17 protein-coding genes are annotated in these 19,660 nt (G+C 35.3%); 2 read left to right on the top strand and 15 right to left on the bottom strand.

What is annotated here, in order from left to right:
* Positions 1–47: 47 nt before the first annotated feature.
* From ACFQ0I_RS01310 to ACFQ0I_RS01295, 4 genes are all read right to left on the bottom strand, one after another.
* Complete coding sequence (locus tag ACFQ0I_RS01310) at positions 48–947, bottom strand: metallophosphoesterase family protein (protein ID WP_379939934.1); 900 nt, start codon at positions 945–947, stop codon at positions 48–50.
* Between the two features lie 58 nt (positions 948–1,005).
* Positions 1,006–1,770: an SGNH/GDSL hydrolase family protein gene (locus ACFQ0I_RS01305; RefSeq protein ID WP_379938643.1), complete on the bottom strand. Its 765-nt coding sequence runs from the start codon at positions 1,768–1,770 to the stop codon at positions 1,006–1,008.
* Between the two features lie 176 nt (positions 1,771–1,946).
* On the bottom strand, positions 1,947–3,125 hold the full coding sequence (locus tag ACFQ0I_RS01300) for an acyl-CoA dehydrogenase family protein (RefSeq protein WP_379938642.1): 1,179 nt from the start codon (positions 3,123–3,125) through the stop codon (positions 1,947–1,949).
* A 164-nt stretch (positions 3,126–3,289) separates the two neighbouring features.
* Positions 3,290–4,009: a tRNA1(Val) (adenine(37)-N6)-methyltransferase gene (locus ACFQ0I_RS01295; RefSeq protein ID WP_379938640.1), complete on the bottom strand. Its 720-nt coding sequence runs from the start codon at positions 4,007–4,009 to the stop codon at positions 3,290–3,292.
* 148 nt (positions 4,010–4,157) lie between these two features.
* On the opposite strand from ACFQ0I_RS01295, the gene ACFQ0I_RS01290 reads away from it, so the two are divergent.
* Positions 4,158–4,607, top strand: coding sequence for a DUF2383 domain-containing protein (locus ACFQ0I_RS01290; RefSeq protein WP_379938639.1), 450 nt, complete (start codon positions 4,158–4,160; stop codon positions 4,605–4,607).
* A 73-nt stretch (positions 4,608–4,680) separates the two neighbouring features.
* On the opposite strand, the gene rimM is transcribed toward ACFQ0I_RS01290, so the two are convergent.
* The 11 genes from rimM to ACFQ0I_RS01235 form a co-directional block, all read right to left on the bottom strand.
* Positions 4,681–5,205 carry a ribosome maturation factor RimM gene (gene rimM / locus ACFQ0I_RS01285; protein WP_379938638.1) on the bottom strand — a complete coding sequence of 175 codons (525 nt, stop codon included), beginning with the start codon at positions 5,203–5,205 and terminating at the stop codon, positions 4,681–4,683.
* 139 nt (positions 5,206–5,344) lie between these two features.
* Positions 5,345–5,887: a 30S ribosomal protein S16 gene (locus ACFQ0I_RS01280; RefSeq protein ID WP_379938635.1), complete on the bottom strand. Its 543-nt coding sequence runs from the start codon at positions 5,885–5,887 to the stop codon at positions 5,345–5,347.
* Positions 5,888–6,004: 117 nt separating this feature from the next.
* Entirely contained in the window at positions 6,005–7,066 is a 1,062-nt protein-coding gene (locus tag ACFQ0I_RS01275) for a lactonase family protein (protein WP_379938633.1), read from the bottom strand.
* Positions 7,067–7,141: 75 nt separating this feature from the next.
* Positions 7,142–8,365: a hypothetical protein gene (locus ACFQ0I_RS01270; protein WP_379938631.1), complete on the bottom strand. Its 1,224-nt coding sequence runs from the start codon at positions 8,363–8,365 to the stop codon at positions 7,142–7,144.
* Positions 8,366–8,586: 221 nt separating this feature from the next.
* The gene (locus ACFQ0I_RS01265) at positions 8,587–8,985 is read right to left on the bottom strand and encodes a c-type cytochrome (protein WP_379938629.1); all 399 of its coding nucleotides are present in this window, start codon (positions 8,983–8,985) and stop codon (positions 8,587–8,589) included.
* Positions 8,986–9,063: 78 nt separating this feature from the next.
* Positions 9,064–9,963 carry a hypothetical protein gene (locus ACFQ0I_RS01260; RefSeq protein ID WP_379938627.1) on the bottom strand — a complete coding sequence of 300 codons (900 nt, stop codon included), beginning with the start codon at positions 9,961–9,963 and terminating at the stop codon, positions 9,064–9,066.
* Positions 9,963–11,303 carry an NrfD/PsrC family molybdoenzyme membrane anchor subunit gene (gene nrfD, locus ACFQ0I_RS01255; protein WP_379938625.1) on the bottom strand — a complete coding sequence of 447 codons (1,341 nt, stop codon included), beginning with the start codon at positions 11,301–11,303 and terminating at the stop codon, positions 9,963–9,965. Before nrfD ends, ACFQ0I_RS01260 begins: the two co-directional genes overlap by 1 nt.
* Before the next feature lie 17 nt (positions 11,304–11,320).
* Complete coding sequence (locus tag ACFQ0I_RS01250) at positions 11,321–12,301, bottom strand: 4Fe-4S dicluster domain-containing protein (RefSeq protein WP_379938624.1); 981 nt, start codon at positions 12,299–12,301, stop codon at positions 11,321–11,323.
* Positions 12,302–12,409: 108 nt separating this feature from the next.
* Positions 12,410–13,282, bottom strand: coding sequence for a DUF5777 family beta-barrel protein (locus ACFQ0I_RS01245; RefSeq protein WP_379938623.1), 873 nt, complete (start codon positions 13,280–13,282; stop codon positions 12,410–12,412).
* Positions 13,283–13,298: 16 nt separating this feature from the next.
* Positions 13,299–13,667, bottom strand: a complete 369-nt coding sequence (locus tag ACFQ0I_RS01240; protein WP_379938621.1) for a hypothetical protein — start codon at positions 13,665–13,667, stop codon at positions 13,299–13,301.
* 179 nt (positions 13,668–13,846) lie between these two features.
* Positions 13,847–14,971: an ammonia-forming cytochrome c nitrite reductase subunit c552 gene (locus ACFQ0I_RS01235; RefSeq protein ID WP_379938620.1), complete on the bottom strand. Its 1,125-nt coding sequence runs from the start codon at positions 14,969–14,971 to the stop codon at positions 13,847–13,849.
* Between the two features lie 240 nt (positions 14,972–15,211).
* Between ACFQ0I_RS01235 and dnaE the strand changes: the two genes are divergently transcribed.
* Positions 15,212–19,600: a DNA polymerase III subunit alpha gene (gene dnaE / locus ACFQ0I_RS01230; RefSeq protein WP_379938618.1), complete on the top strand. Its 4,389-nt coding sequence runs from the start codon at positions 15,212–15,214 to the stop codon at positions 19,598–19,600.
* The last annotated feature ends 60 nt before the right edge of the window (positions 19,601–19,660 follow it).

Raw genomic sequence — 19,660 nt, 5'->3', positions numbered from 1 at the left:
TCGTTTTTAATAGGATGGTTATTAATGAGATTGGCTGCTTAAAAAAGTTAAATAGTCTTATAATCAATTAATTTTCTCGGACCTTCTAACAAGACTCTTACTATTTGCAACACGCCATCATCGTTGGTGTCTATTTGCCATTTTATAAGTGAAATAGCACCATTTTCTATTTCAATACCCGTAATACTTCGCGGATGCACGCAGCTTCCATCATTAAAAAAAGCTATATCGCCTGGTTCTGGGAAACGTGGGCGATGTGTATGCCCAACAATGGTAACCAGATTGTTGTTATCTGAAATCCATTTTTTGGTTCGGCGTTCTATTTTTATTAATTCCTTATAATTTTTTGCCGGACTCGTTGGGTCTGCAATGCCCATAACATTGAGTGGTTTCCAAAGAATTCTTACCATAAACCGACTCCATTTCCAAAATAAGTAATTCCACCAATCTGCTTGATGTCCGTGGGTTAAAAATACTTCTTGTTGGGTTGTTCGATGTTTTAAAACAATGCCTTCGTGGTAAGTAATATCTTTAAATAATTCTTCGTCTTTACCTGTTTTAGCATCAAAATATGTTGATAAATATTTCTTTACATAATTCGGATTTTGATATACCATATCATGGTTTCCCCAAATTAAATGCAGCTTATGTTCTTTATGAAATTGCTGCAACAGCATATATACATTTTTATGCGCTTCAAAAATGGGCTTGAAGGTTAGGTTTTCCCAGAGTTCGTCGCCATCTCCGAGTTCGCAATATTGAAAACCTTCGTTGTAATAGTGCTTTAAGGCGTGAAAGTAAATGTTTCGGTTGTTCGCAAAATCATCGGCAAAACTATTATCACCTCGGTGGCAGTCGCTAAATAAAATAATTTTACTGTCGTTATCAAAATCAACAACTTTGGCGTTTTTGTAAGCGTTATCGAGTCTCTTTTTGGATGATAGCATAGAATAAAAGTACACAAAAATGCGGTTTAAATAAAACTAATTTAATGCGAGATTACGATTAATCTTTCAGTTTTTCAATGGCTTTGGGTAAAATACGGTCTACAAATCTGGAATATGCCAGCGCCGATGGATGAAGTCCGTCTGAGGCAACAAATTCTGTGGTTATTAATCCTAACCGGGTAATGTCTGTAATATTTATGTATGTAATATTATTGGCATCACAGTAGGTTTTGGCGAACTGATTGTATTTGTCTATTTCTGCAGAAATAGTGGCATTGCCATTGCCGAATGGGGTATAGGCGTAATCTGGAATAGAAATAACAATAATATTGCGTTTGTCTCCTTTGCCTTTTACTTTAGCTATATCAACAAGTTTTACAAATTCAGTTTCATACAAAGAAAATGGTTTTCCTTGGTATTGATTATTGACGCCAATAAGAAGGGTAACCAAATCAAAATCTTGCGATGGGTTTTCAGTTGCTATAGCACTTAATAGGTTTGATGTTGTCCAGCCTGTTCGGGCTATAATTTTTAACTCGAAGCTAGTGTCCGCATCAAAATTACTGACTAATCTGGATTTTAATTGTTCAGGAAACCTACACGTTTCACATACGCTTTGTCCTATAGTGTAACTATCTCCAAGTGATAAAATCTTATAGTTTTTTTGAGTTTGAGGGGTCGTTTCAGGTGGTGTTGTGTCTACAATTGGGAGATTGGGCACAATAGTTTTTGTAGTGTCATTTGAGTCTGGTAATGCTAGTTCATTGCTGCAACTTAAAATAAGTGTAAGCGCAAATATGAGTAAATACATAATCTTTTTCATTTTAAAGTTTTTTTATAAAGATATGAATTTATTCATTTTCAGTTATTTGAAGTAAAAAATGGCGTTACTTTGACCTTATCATGATGTCTTTTAAAAAAAAGCACCAGTCAGGATTTTTTAAACCTGACTGGTGTTAGAAGCATATTTAAATTAATGTAAAGAATTATTTTAGATTGTTATTTAAAGGCATTAAGACCAGTAATGTCTAATCCGGTAATTAGTAAGTGGATATCGTGTGTGCCTTCATAAGTTATGACGCTTTCTAGGTTCATAGAATGGCGCATAATAGAATACTCTCCTGTTATTCCCATGCCTCCTAATATTTGTCTTGCCTCACGTGCAATAGTAATTGCCATGTCTACATTATTGCGCTTTGCCATAGATATTTGAGCTGAGGTTGCTTTGTTATCGTTTTTAAGGACGCCAAGTCGCCAGGTAAGGAGCTGTGCTTTGGTTATTTCAGTAATCATTTCTGCCAATTTCTTTTGTTGCAGTTGGAATTGGCCAATAGGTTTGCCGAATTGCATTCGTTCTTTACTATATCGCAATGCGGTATCATAGCAATCCATGGCAGCACCAATAGCGCCCCAGGCAATGCCATAGCGAGCGGAATCTAAACACCCAAGAGGTGCGCCTAATCCCGATTTATTAGGGAGTAAATTTTCTTTTGGCACTTTAACATTATCAAAAATAAGCTCTCCAGTGGCCGATGCTCGTAAAGACCATTTGTTGTGTGTTTCTGGGGTGGTAAAGCCTTCCATTCCCCGTTCTACCAGTAAGCCATGAATACGCCCTGTTTCGTCTTTTGCCCAAACCACTGCAACCTGCGCAAATGGAGCGTTACTAATCCACATTTTCGTACCATTTAATAAATAATGATCTCCTTTGTCTTTAAAATTAGTGACCATGCCGCCGGGGTTACTGCCATGGTCAGGCTCTGTTAATCCAAAACAACCTATCCACTCGCCACTCGCTAATTTTGGCAAGTATTTTTGGCGTTGCGCTTCGTTACCGTATTTCCAAATGGGATACATAACAAGTGACGATTGTACCGACGCCGTACTGCGAATACCAGAATCACCACGTTCAATTTCCTGCATAATTAATCCGTAGCTTATTTGATCTAATCCTGCACCACCGTATTCCATGGGGATGTAAGGCCCAAAAGCACCAATTTCTGCTAATCCATTTAGTATTTGCTTTGGAAATTCTGCTTTTTGCGCATAGTCTTCAATAATGGGGGATACTTCGCGTTTTACCCATTCGCGAGCTGCTTCGCGCACTAATTTGTGTTCTTCAGAAAGAAGTGCATCTACGTTGTAATAGTCCGGTGCTTCAAATAAATCTGGTTTCATCTGGTCAATTTTATTTTGAAATTAATGCAAGTGGATGTACTACCAGTCGAGTCATTAATTTTGAGTTTAATGAGGTATTCAAAATAAAATATTCAGCAATTGAACTATTTTTTTGAGAATTCATCATTTTAGTTTCTCAAATTTAATTAATTCTTAGTAGTCTATTACATTTTTAAATAGAAATCTTTGGTAAGATTTATATAATTTTCGGTGTATTGATGACGTTCGGTTTCAATAATAAGATGCTCTTTTTTTACTGCGCTTTCGCGGAAAGTGAATTCTAATAAACTTCGCTTTACTTCGGAATTTGGATTTCCTTTTACTTGCAATATGCTCCTAGGTTGTAAATTGAAGTTTTGGGCAAGTTTAATAATTTCGGCTTCTACTTTAAACGGAACAATAATCGAAAAAATACCGTCTTCCGATAGTAATTTTGAAACACTTTCCATTAGGTGGTTAAAAGGCATTGCATCGTTAAACCGAGCTAAATCGCGTTGAGAATCTTCAGACTTGTAATCGTCGGAATAAAATGGGGGATTGCAAATAATTAAATCGTAAGTGTCTTCTATTTCATCAACAAACTCTTCGAGCGATGCATGATAACAAAAAAGTCTGTCGCCCCATGGCGATGCTTCAAAATTATCAACACATTGTTCATAAGCATCATCATCAATTTCAATAGCATCAATAAGTTCTGCATTGCTACGTTGTGCTAACATGAGTCCTAAAATTCCTGTGCCAGCTCCAATATCTAAAATAGAAAACGGATGGTGTGTAACAGTGGCCCAAGCACCTAACAAAACACCATCTGTACCAATTTTCATCGCACATTTATCTTGTTGAACTTGAAATTGTTTAAAAACAAAAGGTTTATGTGAAGTCATATATTTCGATGCTAAATTATCTTGAATAAAAGTGAAAAATAGTTAAAGTATGCTAAAGTATGTTAAAATTAATAATTTCTAGTTCTAAACTTAGTTATACATACGTATATGATAGTGTAGGGAAACCACAAACTTTAAAAAAATTAATATGAAGACTTCAGAAAGAATTTTAGCGAAGCTTAATAATTTGTTAATTATGAATTATGAAACGGAAAAAGTGTATTTGGAAGCACTTGAATTAGCAACTGGTGATAACTTAAAAGCATTCTTTAGAGAACGAGGTTTTGAAAGAAATGAATTTAGTAGACAATTGAAAGTCGAAATTATAAAATTAGATGGTCAGCCTAAAAAGTTTAATGGGTTGAGCAGTAATTTTGATAAAAAGTGGCATGATTTTAAAACTTTGCTGTTATTAAACAACGAGGATGATTTGATGGATGTGGTTGTTGCGTTAAAACGATTGAGTATTGAAAAATACAACGACGTGTTACGCGAAATTAATTTGCCTTTATCTGTATGTAAGCTATTGGTAAAACAACGCGATAGCATTTATAGTAATATGAATGCGATGAAGCGCCATGAGGAATTTGTTGTTTAACACAAGTTTAAAGTAAAAACAAAGGCTAATTTTTTAAAAAATTAGCCTTTGTTTTTGTTATGAAAACTTAAAATTATAAGTAGAGGTCTATCAACCCTTCGGGGGTTTTAACAAAGATGGTTTTCGCTTTTCTGTCTACCTTATCAATAAATTCATCATTCATTGGTATTAAAATTTCTTTGCCGTTGTTTTCAACTTCAAATAATGCCTGAGCAGTAGAATCGTTAATGCTTACAATAGTACCAACGGTACCATAGTTAACATCTACCATGGTAAATCCAATGACCTCGTGAAAATAAAATTTATCACCTTCTAATTTAGGTAGAAATTCTAAAGGTAAATACACATCGCTTTTTATTAAGGCGTCGGCATCGGCTTCACTGGTAACATCTTCAAATTGCACGCGTAATAAATCTGATTTATGCAATTGAGAGCTTTCAATAAAAAAGGGAATTAGAGTATTGCGAACCTCGATAAACATGGCGTCTAGATCTTCGTATAACTCTGGCTGGTCGGTGTCTAACTTAATTAAAAGTTCGCCTTTAAAACTGTATTTTTTTACAATTTTTCCTAAGTAAAAACAATCTTCTTTTTTCATTATATTTTATGTGTTCTAGTGCAGTCGAGAACTTTTAAATGTCAATTTAATGAGATCTCGACTGCGCTCGATGTGACATTTCTATATACAAAAAACTCCGATAAAATATCGGAGTTTAAAAGTATAAAAAATTATTTTTTTATTCTTCTTCTTTTACTTCAGGAGCTGCTTCTGTTGCTTCTTCTGTTGTGTTTTCAACAACATCTTCAACTACTTCAGCTTCTTCCTCTACAACTGGTGCAGCAGCAGCAATACGTGCTTCGTTAGCAGCTTTTTCAGCTTCAAACGCTTTCGCTTTTGCTTCAGCTTGTGCTTTTGCTAATCCGTCAGTTTTAGCGCCAACTTTTCCAGCTTTTTCTTCTAACCAAGCAGTGAATTTTGCTTCAGCTTGTTCTTCTGTTAAAGCGCCTTTTCTAACACCACCTGCAAGATGGTTTTTTAATAATGCACCTTTGTAAGATAAAATAGCTTTTGCAGTGTCTGTTGGTTGAGCACCGTTTTGTAACCATTTAACAGCACCATCAATGTTTAATTCTATGGTTGCTGGGTTTGTGTTTGGATTGTAAGCACCTAATTTTTCTAGGTATTTACCATCTCTTTTTGAGCGGGTATCCGCTGCAACGATCCAGTAATAAGGTTTTCCTTTTTTACCGTGTCTTTGTAATCTAATTTTTACTGGCATAATAATTAATTATTTGAGGTTCTCGACCTCGGTTATTAATGAGGGCGCAAAGATACTATATTTTTTTAATTATCAATACGTTATTTTATTTTGAAACGGAATTATTTGTAATTTTTTTTAAAACAATAAGCAAACGGGAGATGGCGCTTTAATACTTTGTAAAAAAGTAAGTTTGCCCGAAGATGAATCTATATTAAAAACGGAAATATTATTGCTGTTTTGGTTTGCTACTAACAGAAATTTTCCTGTTGGGTCTAACGTAAAGTTTCTAGGCCAGTCGCCACGAACTGGAACAGTTTGAATTTTTTCTAGCGTACCATCACGTTTATTTCGGCTGAAAACCACGATGGAGTTTTCGCCTCTGTTGGAGCCATATAAATAGTCTTCATTTTTAGACAAATGAATGTCTGCGCACGAATTTTTTCCTCTGTAATTTTCGTCTAAAGTATTATCAAAATCAATCTGTTCAAATCCGCTGGATGTTCTTTTAATAGATGTTACCGAGCCGCCATATTCATTTATAACATAAATATATTGTCCGTTTTTGGTTATCGCAAAATGTCGCGGACCAGGGTTTCCGGGCATGGCAACTAAATTTGGTGTTTCTAATACATATTTATCATTCTTTAAAATGTATTGATAAACGGCGTTTGTGCCTAAATCGGCAATAAATAACTCGTCTTTTAAAAATTGCGCAGAATGCGCATGAGATATTTTATCGAGGGTATTAAAATTAAATGTTTGGAAGGTATTCAGTAATCTCCCGTCTTTTGAAAGTGTATAAATAGACGCACTTCCTCCTCCATAATTTGATACAACGGCTTTATCACCTGCTTGGTTTGTGGCTATATGACACGGAGCAGTACCATTGCTACTCAGTTTATTTAAAAATTGTAGCGATCCGGATGGTTGCACTTTAAACGCAGAAACTGTGCCGCCAAGACTTTCACTTACGGCATATATATGCTGTTTATCTGGCGAATAGGTTATAAACGAGGGGTTTTCTATTTCCGCGGCTAATTTAAGGTTCTTAAGTTCGCCGGTCTTGGTGTTGAATTGCAATTGATAAATGCCTTCGCTGTCTCCGTTTGTATACGTGCCAACGTACAAGGGAAGGTTTTGGGCATCAAAATTTAAATAGCACATAAAAATGCAAAGGATGAATAGTGAACGAGCCATATCATATATATTTTTAAGTTTTAAATGTATGATATTTTGCGTTATTTTTCGCTAATATAAATGTAATACTTTATGCTATTGTTTAAGATTTAATAATGATATTTCTTGTGAAATTAAACTATCAATAACTTTCGAAGATGCTGATATTTGATTATTAACAATAAGTTTTTTCATAACTTGATTTGTTACTAAGTTAATTTCAGATTCCTCTAACGGGGTGTCAAAATAATTTTGAAGCTTATTGTTTAAGTTTATTTTACATGCCGCTAAAAGTGCTCTTAAAGAGGCACCTTCAAGCCATTCGTTATAGGAGTTTATTTCTTCAAAAATAATAGTATTAACTTCGTTAGTAGCCGCTAAACGGTTTTCTTTAGTTTCTTCCAATTCTACAGAAATGGAATCTAAATCGTGAAAAATGATATCGTTTTGTTTTGCTAATTCTTTATTAATGTTGCAAGGAACAGCTAAATCTATTAATAAGGTTTTTTTGATTAGTGGGTTAATTGTATTTATTAAGTTCGGACAATTACTGGCGGCACTTATAATGACATCGAAATCATCAAAATTATTCGAAAGTACATTGGCCCATGGGTAGGTTTTACATTTGTTAGTTTGCGATAGAATAATAGCTTTCTCTTCACTTCTATTAGCAATGTAAATATTGGTAAAATTAAACTTGGAATTGTATTTAAATAATTGTTTTACAATGTCTCCAGCGCCAATAAATAATATTTTTTTTGATTTTACCGAAGCACTATCGAAAGATTGACGTATTACCTTGAGAGATTTGTAAGCCACAGAAGTGGTTCCGTCTCTAAAATCGGTTTCATTACTTATGCGTTTATGGGTTTTAAAAACAGCTTGTAAAGCACGCTCTAGAAGAGATCCTTGTAGTTTGTGCGCCATAGAAAACTGATGTGCCTTTTTTATTTGAGAAATAATTTCGGCGTCACCAAAAACGAGTGACGCTAAGCCCGATGAAACTTCAAGCAGATGTTTGATGCTGTCTTTTGTGTCGTTGCTAGAGTTAAACAATGGTTTTTCGGCCTCTGGATTAGTTACAGATTTGAAGTTCATCAACACATCTAAAACAGCATTGGAGGTGGTATTTGTAGCCTCAAAATAGACTTCGGTTCTATTACATGTTGCCAAAATAAACAAGCCAGAAATATCATTAAAAGAATCGCAAATTAACGTTGTTAAAGCTACTTTTTCTTCTTCAGAAATGTGATATTTTTCTCGTTGTAAAGTGGATGCTGTATTATGAGAAATACTTATATAACGAAATGATTTATTCATGTTTAGCTCAAGTCAATAATTTATATAAACGCAATAATTGATTTCAAAGTAATTAAAGCTAAAGATAGTTATGGAGTATGAATTAGGGAATGATATTTGTCATGTTTCGTAACATATGTTACATAATTATTTTTAATAGGGTTTGTGTTTTTTCAATAAAAAAAGCCGAACCATTTATGTTCAGCTTTTCTTAATGTAATTAAAAAAGTATTTAAATTAGATTACTTTTTTAATGTTCTCAAATAATTAACTATTAACCAAACATCTTCTTCGTCTGGAATTTTCTTTTCGTAATTAGGCATGTCGTCTCTTCCAATGTAGCTTTTGTAAAAAAGAGCGCCGTCTGACTGACTTTGGAATTTTTTACTTGAAAAGTCTCCTAAATCGCCGTCAACTTCGTTAGATTTTGGTCCGTCACCTAAACCAGCTTTACCGTGGCAAGATTTACAGTGTTTGTCATAAAGAGATTTTCCTACGTTTAAATCTTTCTTAGGGTCAGTCGGATTTTTCATTTTTTCATATTTTGCTGGTACCTTCCATTCATTCTGAACTACAGTTGTGAAAGAATATAGAGCAAAAGAAATAAATCCTAAAATTGCTAATGTTTTAATTGTTTTCATGGTAAAAATACTGTTAAATTTATTGTTAAGTTAATCAAATACAGTGCCGTTTTTAATAATTTTTAAATTTATTAAAAATTATTCTTTGGTTTTCATTTTTAGTTCTTTGCCTTCTTTACTAATTGAAAACAAATTTTTAATGGTGTAGGCGTAATTTGCCCAAACACCAACCAATAATATGGTTAGTACTATATACATCCATATTGGCGCAGCTTCAGACCATAACGTGTTACTATCGTTAGCGGCAAGTTTGGTGAACACCCCCCAATTTACGTTTTTTTCTTGAATTACAGTTGCAAACTCATCATGATCTTGAATAATTGCAAAAACCGTGTAATTTCCGTTAGCATCACCGGGAATATTTGTTGGCATTTCGAACTCAAATTCACCATTTTCAATGGTTCCATCTTCAATTTTCATTCTAGAAATCATGCCATTTACAGATATTCTAATATCGCATTCTTCAACTGGCAATATTGTTCCTTCGCTATCCTTTAAATAGGCTTTAACAAACACTGTTTTTACACTGTCTATTTCTTGTAAATCGAGTTCTAAATAAAGGTTTTTAACGCTTAGTGTTTCTTCTTGTTCATCAATGGCATCGGTGCCTTCAAAAAGCGCTTTTAAATTGATGTATCCGTCCTCATCAGCCAAATACTTATGATTTTCAGGAAGTATTAATCTAGCAATCCCTTCGTTGTTTGTTTTTGAAGTGCCAATTAAAACTTCCTCGTCGTTTAAAGTGTTGAAAAATTTTATTTCGGCGTCAAACACTGGAACGTTATCTTTTCGGTCTTCTTTATTTCTTGCAATAAAACTAACTTCAAGAGTTCTGGCATTATCAGAATTTTTGACGGTTTTAAAATTATACATCATTCTATAATTTTCAACATCAACATTCTGCGCAAATGAGTTAGTGTTTAGCGATAAACCAACTATCAAAGCAAATGCAAAATATTTATAAAATATGGATTTCATTAGTTCTGATTTTTAGTTACATTTTTTGGTCTTCTTTTTTGAGCTCTTTCATTATCGATAATCCCAGACATTGAAATTATTGGAACCAATCTCATCAATAAAATAAAGAATAAGATAAAGGCGGCTACCCCCGTAAAACTTAAAGCCCATTCTATCCAGGTTGCAGAATAATGAATATATTCTGGTCTTGTGTCTTGTATTGGCAAATAGGGCGTTTCTAGCGTTGGAACAATAATCAGGTATCTGTTAAACCATAATCCTAAAACTGCAACCACGGCTGCAAAGGTTATGGAATTTATTGTTCTGAATTTTTTAAAGAATAGAATAACAATGGGTACTAAAACGCCAATGTAATTTGCGAAAATGAACATCCAAAAATACCTGCTAAATAGGGTGTTAAGCAAATTAATATCGTGCACTTTATGGCTAAACCATCTTGAAAAATATTCGCTGAACGTGAAATACCCAAATAGTAAAGAAATCACCAATAATATGATGCCTGCTCCTATAAAGTGTACTTTTCGAATATAATGCTCTAAATGGTAAAATTTACGAATTAAATACATGGCTATGATGATTACTCCAACGCCAGAATACAATCCTGCAATTATAAAATAAGGCGCAAATATTGAGCTGTTCCATCCTGGTTGTACGGTTAAACTAAATATCCAAGCTAGAACGGAATAGGCTATAATTGCCAAAGCAATAATCATAGCAGACATTGTTCTTGTTATTTTATGCAGTTTTTCGCGCTGAGTCGGCGTGTCATAATAACCAATGGCCAATTTTTTATACAGTTTTTTTCTCCAGTTTGGAGCATTCTCACTATTATCACGTAGGATAGCGAAATCTGGTATAAATGTTAGGTATAAATATATAAAGCATCCAATAAGATCGGTAATAATAGCAATGATATCCCAAGTAATAGGCGATTGTATTCTAGGGTAAAGGAATAGGTAATGTAACCTGTCTAATCTTCCAATACATAATAAAATAAAAATAGGCCCAATTATTAGTGAAAGCACCGTAATTATTTCTACTATTCGGCCAACAGAATTTTTCCAAGGTGTTTTAAAGAAATGTAGAATCCCCGAGATAAACGCGCCAGAATAGCTTAGGCACACAAAGAATATAAAATTGATAATATAAATACCCCAGACAACATTGTCTCTCATGCCTGTAACTTCGTGACCTTTTACTGCTTGTATTACAAAAGCAACAATGCCAACAATAATAACAGCAATTAAAAAACCAATCCAAATTTTTGAGGTTCGGGTAGATTTCTCTAGCATTGGCGAAAACTCTTTAACCAATTCTCTTTTTCTAACGTCTAAATCCATAATTAAGAGTGTTTAAGTTAAATTTCACCTTTGTTTTTTAAGTCTTGTACATAAGGAACATCTTTGTAACGCTCAATAATATCTGGTTCAACATCAAATCCGCGTTCTAACGGGAATTGTCTGTTTACAGCAGGTAAATAATACACGTTTGGTTTTGTGCCTAAATGTTCTAAATGTCTGTAACCGCCACGATTTTTAATTAATTCAGAAAAACGAACGGTTTCTTCACCATTGGTAACGATATCTTCATTTTTGTCGCCAAAATAAATAACGCCCATTGGGCAAGATTGCGCACAGTGCGGTAGTTTTCCTTGACGTAACATATCTGGACAGAAATCACATTTCATAACAGTTCCTTCTGCCGCTGGAACACTGGTTTCTGGAGAATATGGTTGCGATTTATCATTAAATTTAGCTTTGTGTCCCCAGTTAAATTGACGCGCAGAATACGGGCAACTTGTTACGCAAAACTTGCAACCTATACAACGATCGTTATCAATTAAAACAATACCATCTTCACGTTTAAAAGTTGCGCCAGTAGGGCAAACGGTAACACAAGGTGGTTCATCGCAATGAAAGCAAGGTTTTGGGAACCAGTAAGGCGAGCCTTCTTCGTTATCTTGAATAAGCTGTACTTTCATAAACTCTTCATGATAATCAAGTTTATGGGCTTTTTGGCAACTCTCAACACATTTTCTGGCATTTTTACACTTTGCCAAATCTATTACCATTACAAATTTTCTATCAGGAATGCCTTTTCTGGATTCTGCAGGAGTGATATGTGCTTCAGGATATTTGTTTATGCTTTCTGCGTCAACCTCCACCATTCTGCCATCGGGCGTAAGTACTCTAACTTTTTCACCTGAAGAGGCTGCTTTTTCTTGTTCAGAATTCGACATTATTGACAAGCCCGCAACAGCAGAAACACTGGTGAGTAATCCTAATTTTAGGAAATTACGCCTGTTTGCTCCTTCCTTATGATCTTCTTTTTTTTCCATAGTTCACCTTGTTAAATAAATTTTGATATTTGACAGCCTTAAATATAAACTGGTGTCAAAGATTAAATTTACAGCGATTAATGTCTTAAAGTTGTTGACTTTAAAGTATTAAAAATTATAATTTCTGGTTATGTTAAATCCAATTAAGATTCCTTTGTTAAAAAAATCATTTGTATTCTTCATATAATTTTGCTGTGGTACAATACCGCTATAATTTGTTACGAATATGTGAAAAGCGTGGGCAGAAGTAGCAAACTCTGCACCAAGGCTTATACCCGGATTATTATAGCTTAAACCAGTTGTTGGATCATCGTTTAATTGTGTTATTGGTTGGCTGTAATCAAATATAATTGCGGTTTGAGGGCTTATTTTGTAACGTCCACCCAAGGCAATAGAAAAGCGATCATTTTCCATAGAATAGTCTACCGTATTGTAGTGTGAAAAAGACGGTGCTAACTGCAATGATAAATTTGAATTAAATCGCTTCGCAATAATTAGTTGGTGGAAATAGGAATATCTATCTTGTTTAGTAACAAATAGTCCATCATTCGAGCTTCCTGAACGTCCATCAATACCAGCATTTCCAAAATATGTTAAACTTATTGGTGTGCTTCCCGAACGGGTTTGTTGTAATAATCCAATTTTTAAGCTAAAATCACTTAGTCTATTTTTTTTAGTTATCCCGTATCCAACAGTTACCCAGTCTAAAATAGCGTATGATAATGCTATTCTAATATTTGAATTGGCTCCATAAATACCTAATAAGGAATTTTCTTCATCAATCAAACCGAATCTGTGCTGCATCATAACTTCTAACGTGTTTTTATTAAACAAGACATTGGTTTGATTGTCAATAAGCGTTGAGCTTTCAAAAGCAGGACGTTCTGGTTTTTCTACAACAGAATCCTTTACTTTTTCTTGTGAAAACGTTATAAGAGGAGCTATTAAGAAAGCAAGCAGTAATATTTTATAGTTTTTCATTTTAACGTCTTTATTATTAGTTATTGGCTGCACCATCATCAATCCATTTTTTAATTAAAGCAAGCGATTCGGAATCCACATTTCTATGTCCATTGATTGCTAAAAAAGTATAAAGCGTACTAGTTCCGCTGCTTCCTGCTTTTACGTAAGAAGGCACTAAAGCATTGTATGCAGTTCCTACGCTTAAATCTGGACTTTGACCAGATGGTTTGTGGCATTGAGTACAGTTGTATGTTGCAAATATTGGTGCGATGTCATCGGCGAATGAAACTACCGTATCTGGTGGAATTACTACTTCAACTTCCTCTGGTAATTCATTATAATAACATGAAAAAAAGAATAAAGCTAAACTGTTAACAAGAACTATTTGCAATAGTTTTTTCATTTGTTTAATTTTTAAGGTTAATTAACTTTTGTAAAACGTTCAGTTAATACTTATTATAAGGTTCAAGATATTTTTAAAAGTTCACGGGCACCGGAAGGGTTCCCGTGAACAAATTATCTTTCTTAGTATATATTATAGAACTTCTAAAGCTTTCTTAAAGCACTTATTGTTCTACGTAATTATGGTATTAATTTAAGATCTGCAATAGAATTATTCATAAGAGCTTTAGCATACGTTGGGTTGTGTAATCCGTATGAATGGTCTTGGTATAAAAATCTATAGTTATATACAGCTTTAGCAACTCTTTCAGGAATTTGCACTGATGACGATGGCATTACTAACATTCCATCATCTTTAGGGTCAGCTGAACCAGTTGTTAAACTGAAATTAGCTGGGTATAATCGCACGATTTCTTTAGCTAAATCTTTCATTAAGTTTTTAACGACTGTTTGTCCGCCGTTAATATCATAGCTTACTACGCCAGCTCCTGTGTGACATTTTTTACAGTTTTCTAAAACAGGTTTGAAAGAGTGGTTACCTAAACCTCCGCTCTCAGATCCCATATGGCAAGACACACAAGACGCGCCTGTACGGTGTGGGTTAGACCCGGCAGTTGGGTAAGCTGTTGATCCTGCAATAAGGTTTGCGTCAATACCTTCTAATAAGGTAACTGCTCCACCATAGTGTGGACCATAAGAACCGCTTATGGCAACCTTTCCAAAGTTTGGAGAAGTAGAATCAGAATTTGCTACATATCCAGCGCCTGCTCTTCTTACTTGGTGGCAATGTATACAGTTATTACTGTTATTACCATAATCAATAACAGGTGCAGATGTACCAACACCTACTAATTGATAAGAACCAGCCGCTCTTAAAGCAGCGTCTGTTCCGCTTACAGCAACCCCAGCACTTGTATGACCTCCAGAGTGGCAGGTTGAACAAGTAATTTTTGTTGCAGTTCCGGTTACATAAGATGTTGTAAGGTCGCGTAATGCCACAGAAGCTATATAGCCTTCATTAGAGTGACAATTTAAGCAGGCTCCACTTCTACCAGCAAGAGCAGCTGCTATATCATGGCCAGACGACAAATAAGTGCTGTTCTGAATTACTTTGTAATCGCTGTTGTGACACTTTAAGCAAGTGTTTCCACCATCGGCACCATCAACACCATCGGCACCATCTAAACCTTGAGCTCCATCTGCTCCTGCAGGACCAGGAATAGGTGTGTAGTCGCTCGTACATTGAAAAAACATAAAACTTGTTACAACAACAAGTACGTTTAGTATTAGCTTGAAATTTTTCATAATGACTAGATTGATAATTTAGTTTTAAATTATGTTAAAAGTAGGTAACATTTGTTACAGATAACATGACTTTTGTCATGTGAAATTTACTTTAGAATAATTCTTTTTAAGACATAATCGCACGCAGATTTGTTTAAAACTCTTAATAACTTTTGCTTTTCAAAGTGATATATTTCTGTATTTTTATAATCTTCGTTTAAAAACGCTAAACGACTTAAAACCAAACAACTTTAAATAAAAATGTACTTAATTTTCGATACTGAAACTACTGGTTTGCCTAAACGCTGGGACGCACCTATTACCGATACTGATAATTGGCCACGGTGTATTCAAATTGCATGGCAATTACACGACGGTTTAGGAAATTGTATCGAGCACCAGGATTATTTAGTACAGCCCGACGGATTTAATATCCCATATGATGCCGAAAAAATACATGGTATTTCTACAGAATTGGCACAAGAGCAAGGGATTCCTTTAGCAGAAGTTTTAGAAAAATTTAATGAAGCATTAAGTAAAACGAAGTTTGTAGTTGGGCAAAATGTAAAGTTCGACCTTAATATTATGGGCGCCGAATTTGTGAGAGGCAATGTGGCAAATCCATTACAAGAACTACCAGTTTTAGATACCTGTACAGAACATACCGCCAGTTTGTGCGAGATTCCCGGTGGTCGTTATGGAAAATTTAAATTGCCTACCCTAACCGAGTTGCATGAGTTTTTGTTTAACCAGCCCTTTAAAGAAGCACATAATGCCACTGCCGATGTAGAGGCAACTACGCGATGCTTTTTCGAATTAATTAGAAAAGGAGAGTTTACTAAAGAACAATTAGATGTTCAGCCCGATTATTTTAGTAAGTTTAATGAGGCAAATCCAGATGTAATTCAACTCATCGGATTAAAGCATATCAATCTTAAACGAGAAAGTGCTAACATCCGAGAGCGATTAAAAAGCGCACAGGTTGATAGTATTTCTACTGAAGAGATAAAGCAAAACGTCTCAGATTTAAAAGAAGTCGATTTTGTTCACCTTCATAACCATTCGCAATTTTCCGTATTGCAATCCACTATAAGTGTTACCGATTTAGTAGCTGCAGCGGCTCAATATAATATGCCCGCTGTGGCGCTTACAGATCATGCCAACATGATGGGGGCGTTTCACTTTGTAAAAGCAGTTAGCAACCATAATAGAGTTGTGAAATCTAAGAACGAAGCCGCTATTAGTAAAGGAGAAACTCCTACTGCCACAGAAATAAAACCCATTCTTGGATGCGAATTCTTTGTTTGCGAAGATCATGCAGACAAAACCCGAAAAGATAATGGCTATCAAATAGTACTGCTGGCTAAAAATAAAAACGGCTATCATAATATAGCCAAACTATCATCATTAGCATTTACAGATGGTTTTTATTATTTACCACGAATTGATAAAGCATTAATAGAAAAATATAAAGACGATTTAATTGTTTTAACAGGAAGTTTGTATGGCGAAGTTCCAAGTAAGATTTTAAATATTGGTGAAAATCAAGCTGAAGAAGCCTTGCTTTGGTGGAAAGATTTGTTTGGAGACGATTTGTATATCGAATTAATGCGTCATAATCAAGAAGACGAGAATCGTGTAAACCCCGTATTGATAGAGTTTTCTAAAAAACATGATGTTAAATTAGTAGCTACCAATAACACCTATTATTGTAAAAAGGCTGATGCTAATGCACACGACATATTATTATGTGTAAAAGACGGCGAAAAGCAAGCCACACCAATTGGCCGGGGTAGAGGCTATCGTTACGGTTTACCAAACCAAGAGTATTATTTTAAGTCTCCCGAAGAAATGAAATCGCTCTTTAAAGATGTTCCGGAGGCTATTAGTAATATTCAGGAAATTATTGATAAAGTGGAAGCCTACGATTTGGCACGTGAGGTGTTATTACCCGCGTTTGATATTCCAGAAGAATTTAAAAATGAAGAAGATTTAATCGATGGTGGAAAACGCGGTGAAAATGCCTATTTAAGGCATTTAACCTATCAAGGTGCTAAAAAACGTTATGGAGAAAATTTTTCAGATGAAATAACAGAACGACTCGATTTCGAATTAGAGGTAATTCAAAATACGGGGTATCCAGGATATTTTTTAATTGTTGAGGACTTTATTCGCGAAGCCCGCAATATGGATGTATCGGTAGGTCCGGGTCGTGGTTCTGCTGCAGGTTCGGTGGTCGCGTATTGCCTCTGGATTACCAATATAGATCCGCTTAAATACGATTTGCTTTTTGAGCGTTTCTTAAATCCAGATCGTATCAGTATGCCCGATATCGATATTGATTTTGATGATGAAGGCAGAAGCAGGGTTATGGACTACGTAATTAAAAAATACGGAAGCAATCAAGTGGCGCAAATAATCACCTATGGTACTATGGCGGCGAAATCTTCTATTCGCGATACCGCTCGTGTACTCGATTTACCCTTGTTTGATGCCGACAGAATTGCCAAACTAATTCCTACCATGTCTAAACTAAATAAAATATTTGGTTTAAGTGAAAAGGAGTTAAGTAGTAAGTTTCGAGCTGAAGATTTAGAAAAAGTAAATCAACTTTTAAATATATCCGAAGGCAGCGATTTAGAAGCCGAAACCGTAAATACTGCGAGAGCATTAGAAGGCTCTGTGCGAAATACAGGAATTCATGCCTGCGGGGTTATTATTACTCCAGACGACATTACCAAATTTGTTCCGGTAGCCACAGCCAAAGATTCCGATTTATATGTTACCCAGTTTGATAACTCGGTTGTTGAAGAAGCAGGATTGTTGAAAATGGATTTCTTGGGATTAAAAACGCTAACCTTAATAAAGGATACCGTTAAAATCGTGAAAGCGAAGCATAACATTTTGCTCGATCCAGACACCTTTCCACTAGATGATGAAAAGACCTATGAATTATTCCAAAAAGGTGAAACCGTTGGTGTATTCCAGTATGAGTCTCCCGGAATGCAAAAACATCTTAAAGATTTAAAACCAACCGTTTTTGAAGATTTAATCGCCATGAACGCCCTATATCGCCCGGGGCCTATGGAGTATATTCCTAGTTTCGTGCGCAGAAAACATGGGGAAGAGCCTATCGAGTACGATTTAGATGCTATGGAAGAGTACCTAAAGGAAACTTATGGAATTACGGTGTATCAGGAGCAGGTAATGTTACTGTCTCAAAAACTCGCAGGATTTACAAAAGGTGAAGCCGATGTACTGCGAAAAGCCATGGGGAAAAAGCAAATTGCGGTTCTCGATAAAATGAAACCCAAATTTGTAGAGCAGGCAAGCGCTAATGGTCACGACGCCAAAATACTCGAAAAAATCTGGAAAGACTGGGAAGCCTTTGCTAGTTATGCATTTAATAAATCGCATTCCACTTGCTATGCGTGGATTGCCTACCAAACTGCCTATTTAAAAGCGCATTACCCAGCAGAATATATGGCAGCGGTACTGTCTAATAATATGAACGACATCAAGCAGGTCACCTTCTTTATGGAAGAATGTAAGCGCATGAAGTTGGATGTTCTTGGTCCTGATGTGAATGAATCATTTTATAAATTCTCAGTAAATAAAGACAATGCGGTTCGGTTTGGTATGGGCGCAATAAAAGGTGTAGGTCATGGAGCGGTTATTACCATTGTAGATAATCGTAAAAAAGACGGCCCCTACAAATCTATTTTCGATTTTGCGAAACGCATCGATCTGCGGGCAGCAAATAAAAAAGCTTTCGAAAACTTGGCGCTTGCGGGTGGATTCGACGGATTTAAAGAAACGCATCGTGCACAATATTTTCAAGACGAAGGCGATGGGATTACGTTTCTTGAAAAAGCCATTCGTTATGGAGCAAAGCATCAGGAGAACGAAAATTCGGCGCAAGTAAGTTTGTTTGGCGATGCTAGCGACGTTCAAATAGCAGAACCACAAGTGCCACCTTGCGAAGAATGGGGTACCATGGAAAAATTGGCACGCGAAAAGGAAGTAGTCGGCATTTATATTTCAGGGCATCCGTTAGACGATTTTAAAATTGAAATGAACACCTTTTGCAACGCGAGTTTGGCATTGTTTAAAGATTTGGAACCCTATGTAAATAGAGAATTAGTTTTTGGCGGCGTGGTAACCGATGTACAACATCGTGTAAGTAAACAAGGTAAAGGATGGGCATCGTTTACCGTCGAAGATTATACCGATAGTTTCGAGTTTCGAATATTTGGCGAAGAATATTTAAGATTCAGGCACTTTTTAATGAAAAACAACTTCGTATTTGTAAAAACCATGATTCGCGAAGGTTGGGTAAATAAAGAAACGGGCAAGAAAAGTGATCCTAGGTTGCAATTTAATAGTTTTCAATTGCTGCACGACGTCATGGAAAATTATGCCAAAAAGTTGTCCATTCAAATAAATATCGACGATTTAAAAGAAGCCAAAATCTTAAAACTTAAAGAACTGTTGCAAATGCATCCGGGTAGCCAAATGCTTAATTTCGTGGTATACGATAATAAGGAACAAATAAAGCTTCAAATGCCTAGTAGAAAGCAAAAAGTTAAAGTATCGCAAGAACTTTTAAACGAGTTAGAAAATGAAAACGTGATGTTTAAGTTAAACTAATTCCTGCGAATCCCGATAGCTATCGGGATGAAATTTTATAATTCTAAAAGTGATAGTATC

The organism is Mariniflexile aquimaris, assembly GCF_042676825.1.
GTDB lineage: Bacteria > Bacteroidota > Bacteroidia > Flavobacteriales > Flavobacteriaceae > Mariniflexile > Mariniflexile aquimaris.
Note: the sequence above shows the minus strand (reverse complement) of the source record. Positions and strands in the feature narration are given on the sequence as shown.

Coding starts and splice junctions, on each gene's coding strand:
- ACFQ0I_RS01310 (WP_379939934.1), bottom strand. CDS start 947: ATGCTATCATCCAAAAAGAGACTCGATAACGCTTACAAAAACGCCAAA.
- ACFQ0I_RS01305 (WP_379938643.1), bottom strand. CDS start 1,770: ATGAAAAAGATTATGTATTTACTCATATTTGCGCTTACACTTATTTTA.
- ACFQ0I_RS01300 (WP_379938642.1), bottom strand. CDS start 3,125: ATGAAACCAGATTTATTTGAAGCACCGGACTATTACAACGTAGATGCA.
- ACFQ0I_RS01295 (WP_379938640.1), bottom strand. CDS start 4,009: ATGACTTCACATAAACCTTTTGTTTTTAAACAATTTCAAGTTCAACAA.
- ACFQ0I_RS01290 (WP_379938639.1), top strand. CDS start 4,158: ATGAAGACTTCAGAAAGAATTTTAGCGAAGCTTAATAATTTGTTAATT.
- rimM (WP_379938638.1), bottom strand. CDS start 5,205: ATGAAAAAAGAAGATTGTTTTTACTTAGGAAAAATTGTAAAAAAATAC.
- ACFQ0I_RS01280 (WP_379938635.1), bottom strand. CDS start 5,887: ATGCCAGTAAAAATTAGATTACAAAGACACGGTAAAAAAGGAAAACCT.
- ACFQ0I_RS01275 (WP_379938633.1), bottom strand. CDS start 7,066: ATGGCTCGTTCACTATTCATCCTTTGCATTTTTATGTGCTATTTAAAT.
- ACFQ0I_RS01270 (WP_379938631.1), bottom strand. CDS start 8,365: ATGAATAAATCATTTCGTTATATAAGTATTTCTCATAATACAGCATCC.
- ACFQ0I_RS01265 (WP_379938629.1), bottom strand. CDS start 8,985: ATGAAAACAATTAAAACATTAGCAATTTTAGGATTTATTTCTTTTGCT.
- ACFQ0I_RS01260 (WP_379938627.1), bottom strand. CDS start 9,963: ATGAAATCCATATTTTATAAATATTTTGCATTTGCTTTGATAGTTGGT.
- nrfD (WP_379938625.1), bottom strand. CDS start 11,303: ATGGATTTAGACGTTAGAAAAAGAGAATTGGTTAAAGAGTTTTCGCCA.
- ACFQ0I_RS01250 (WP_379938624.1), bottom strand. CDS start 12,301: ATGGAAAAAAAAGAAGATCATAAGGAAGGAGCAAACAGGCGTAATTTC.
- ACFQ0I_RS01245 (WP_379938623.1), bottom strand. CDS start 13,282: ATGAAAAACTATAAAATATTACTGCTTGCTTTCTTAATAGCTCCTCTT.
- ACFQ0I_RS01240 (WP_379938621.1), bottom strand. CDS start 13,667: ATGAAAAAACTATTGCAAATAGTTCTTGTTAACAGTTTAGCTTTATTC.
- ACFQ0I_RS01235 (WP_379938620.1), bottom strand. CDS start 14,971: ATGAAAAATTTCAAGCTAATACTAAACGTACTTGTTGTTGTAACAAGT.
- dnaE (WP_379938618.1), top strand. CDS start 15,212: ATGTACTTAATTTTCGATACTGAAACTACTGGTTTGCCTAAACGCTGG.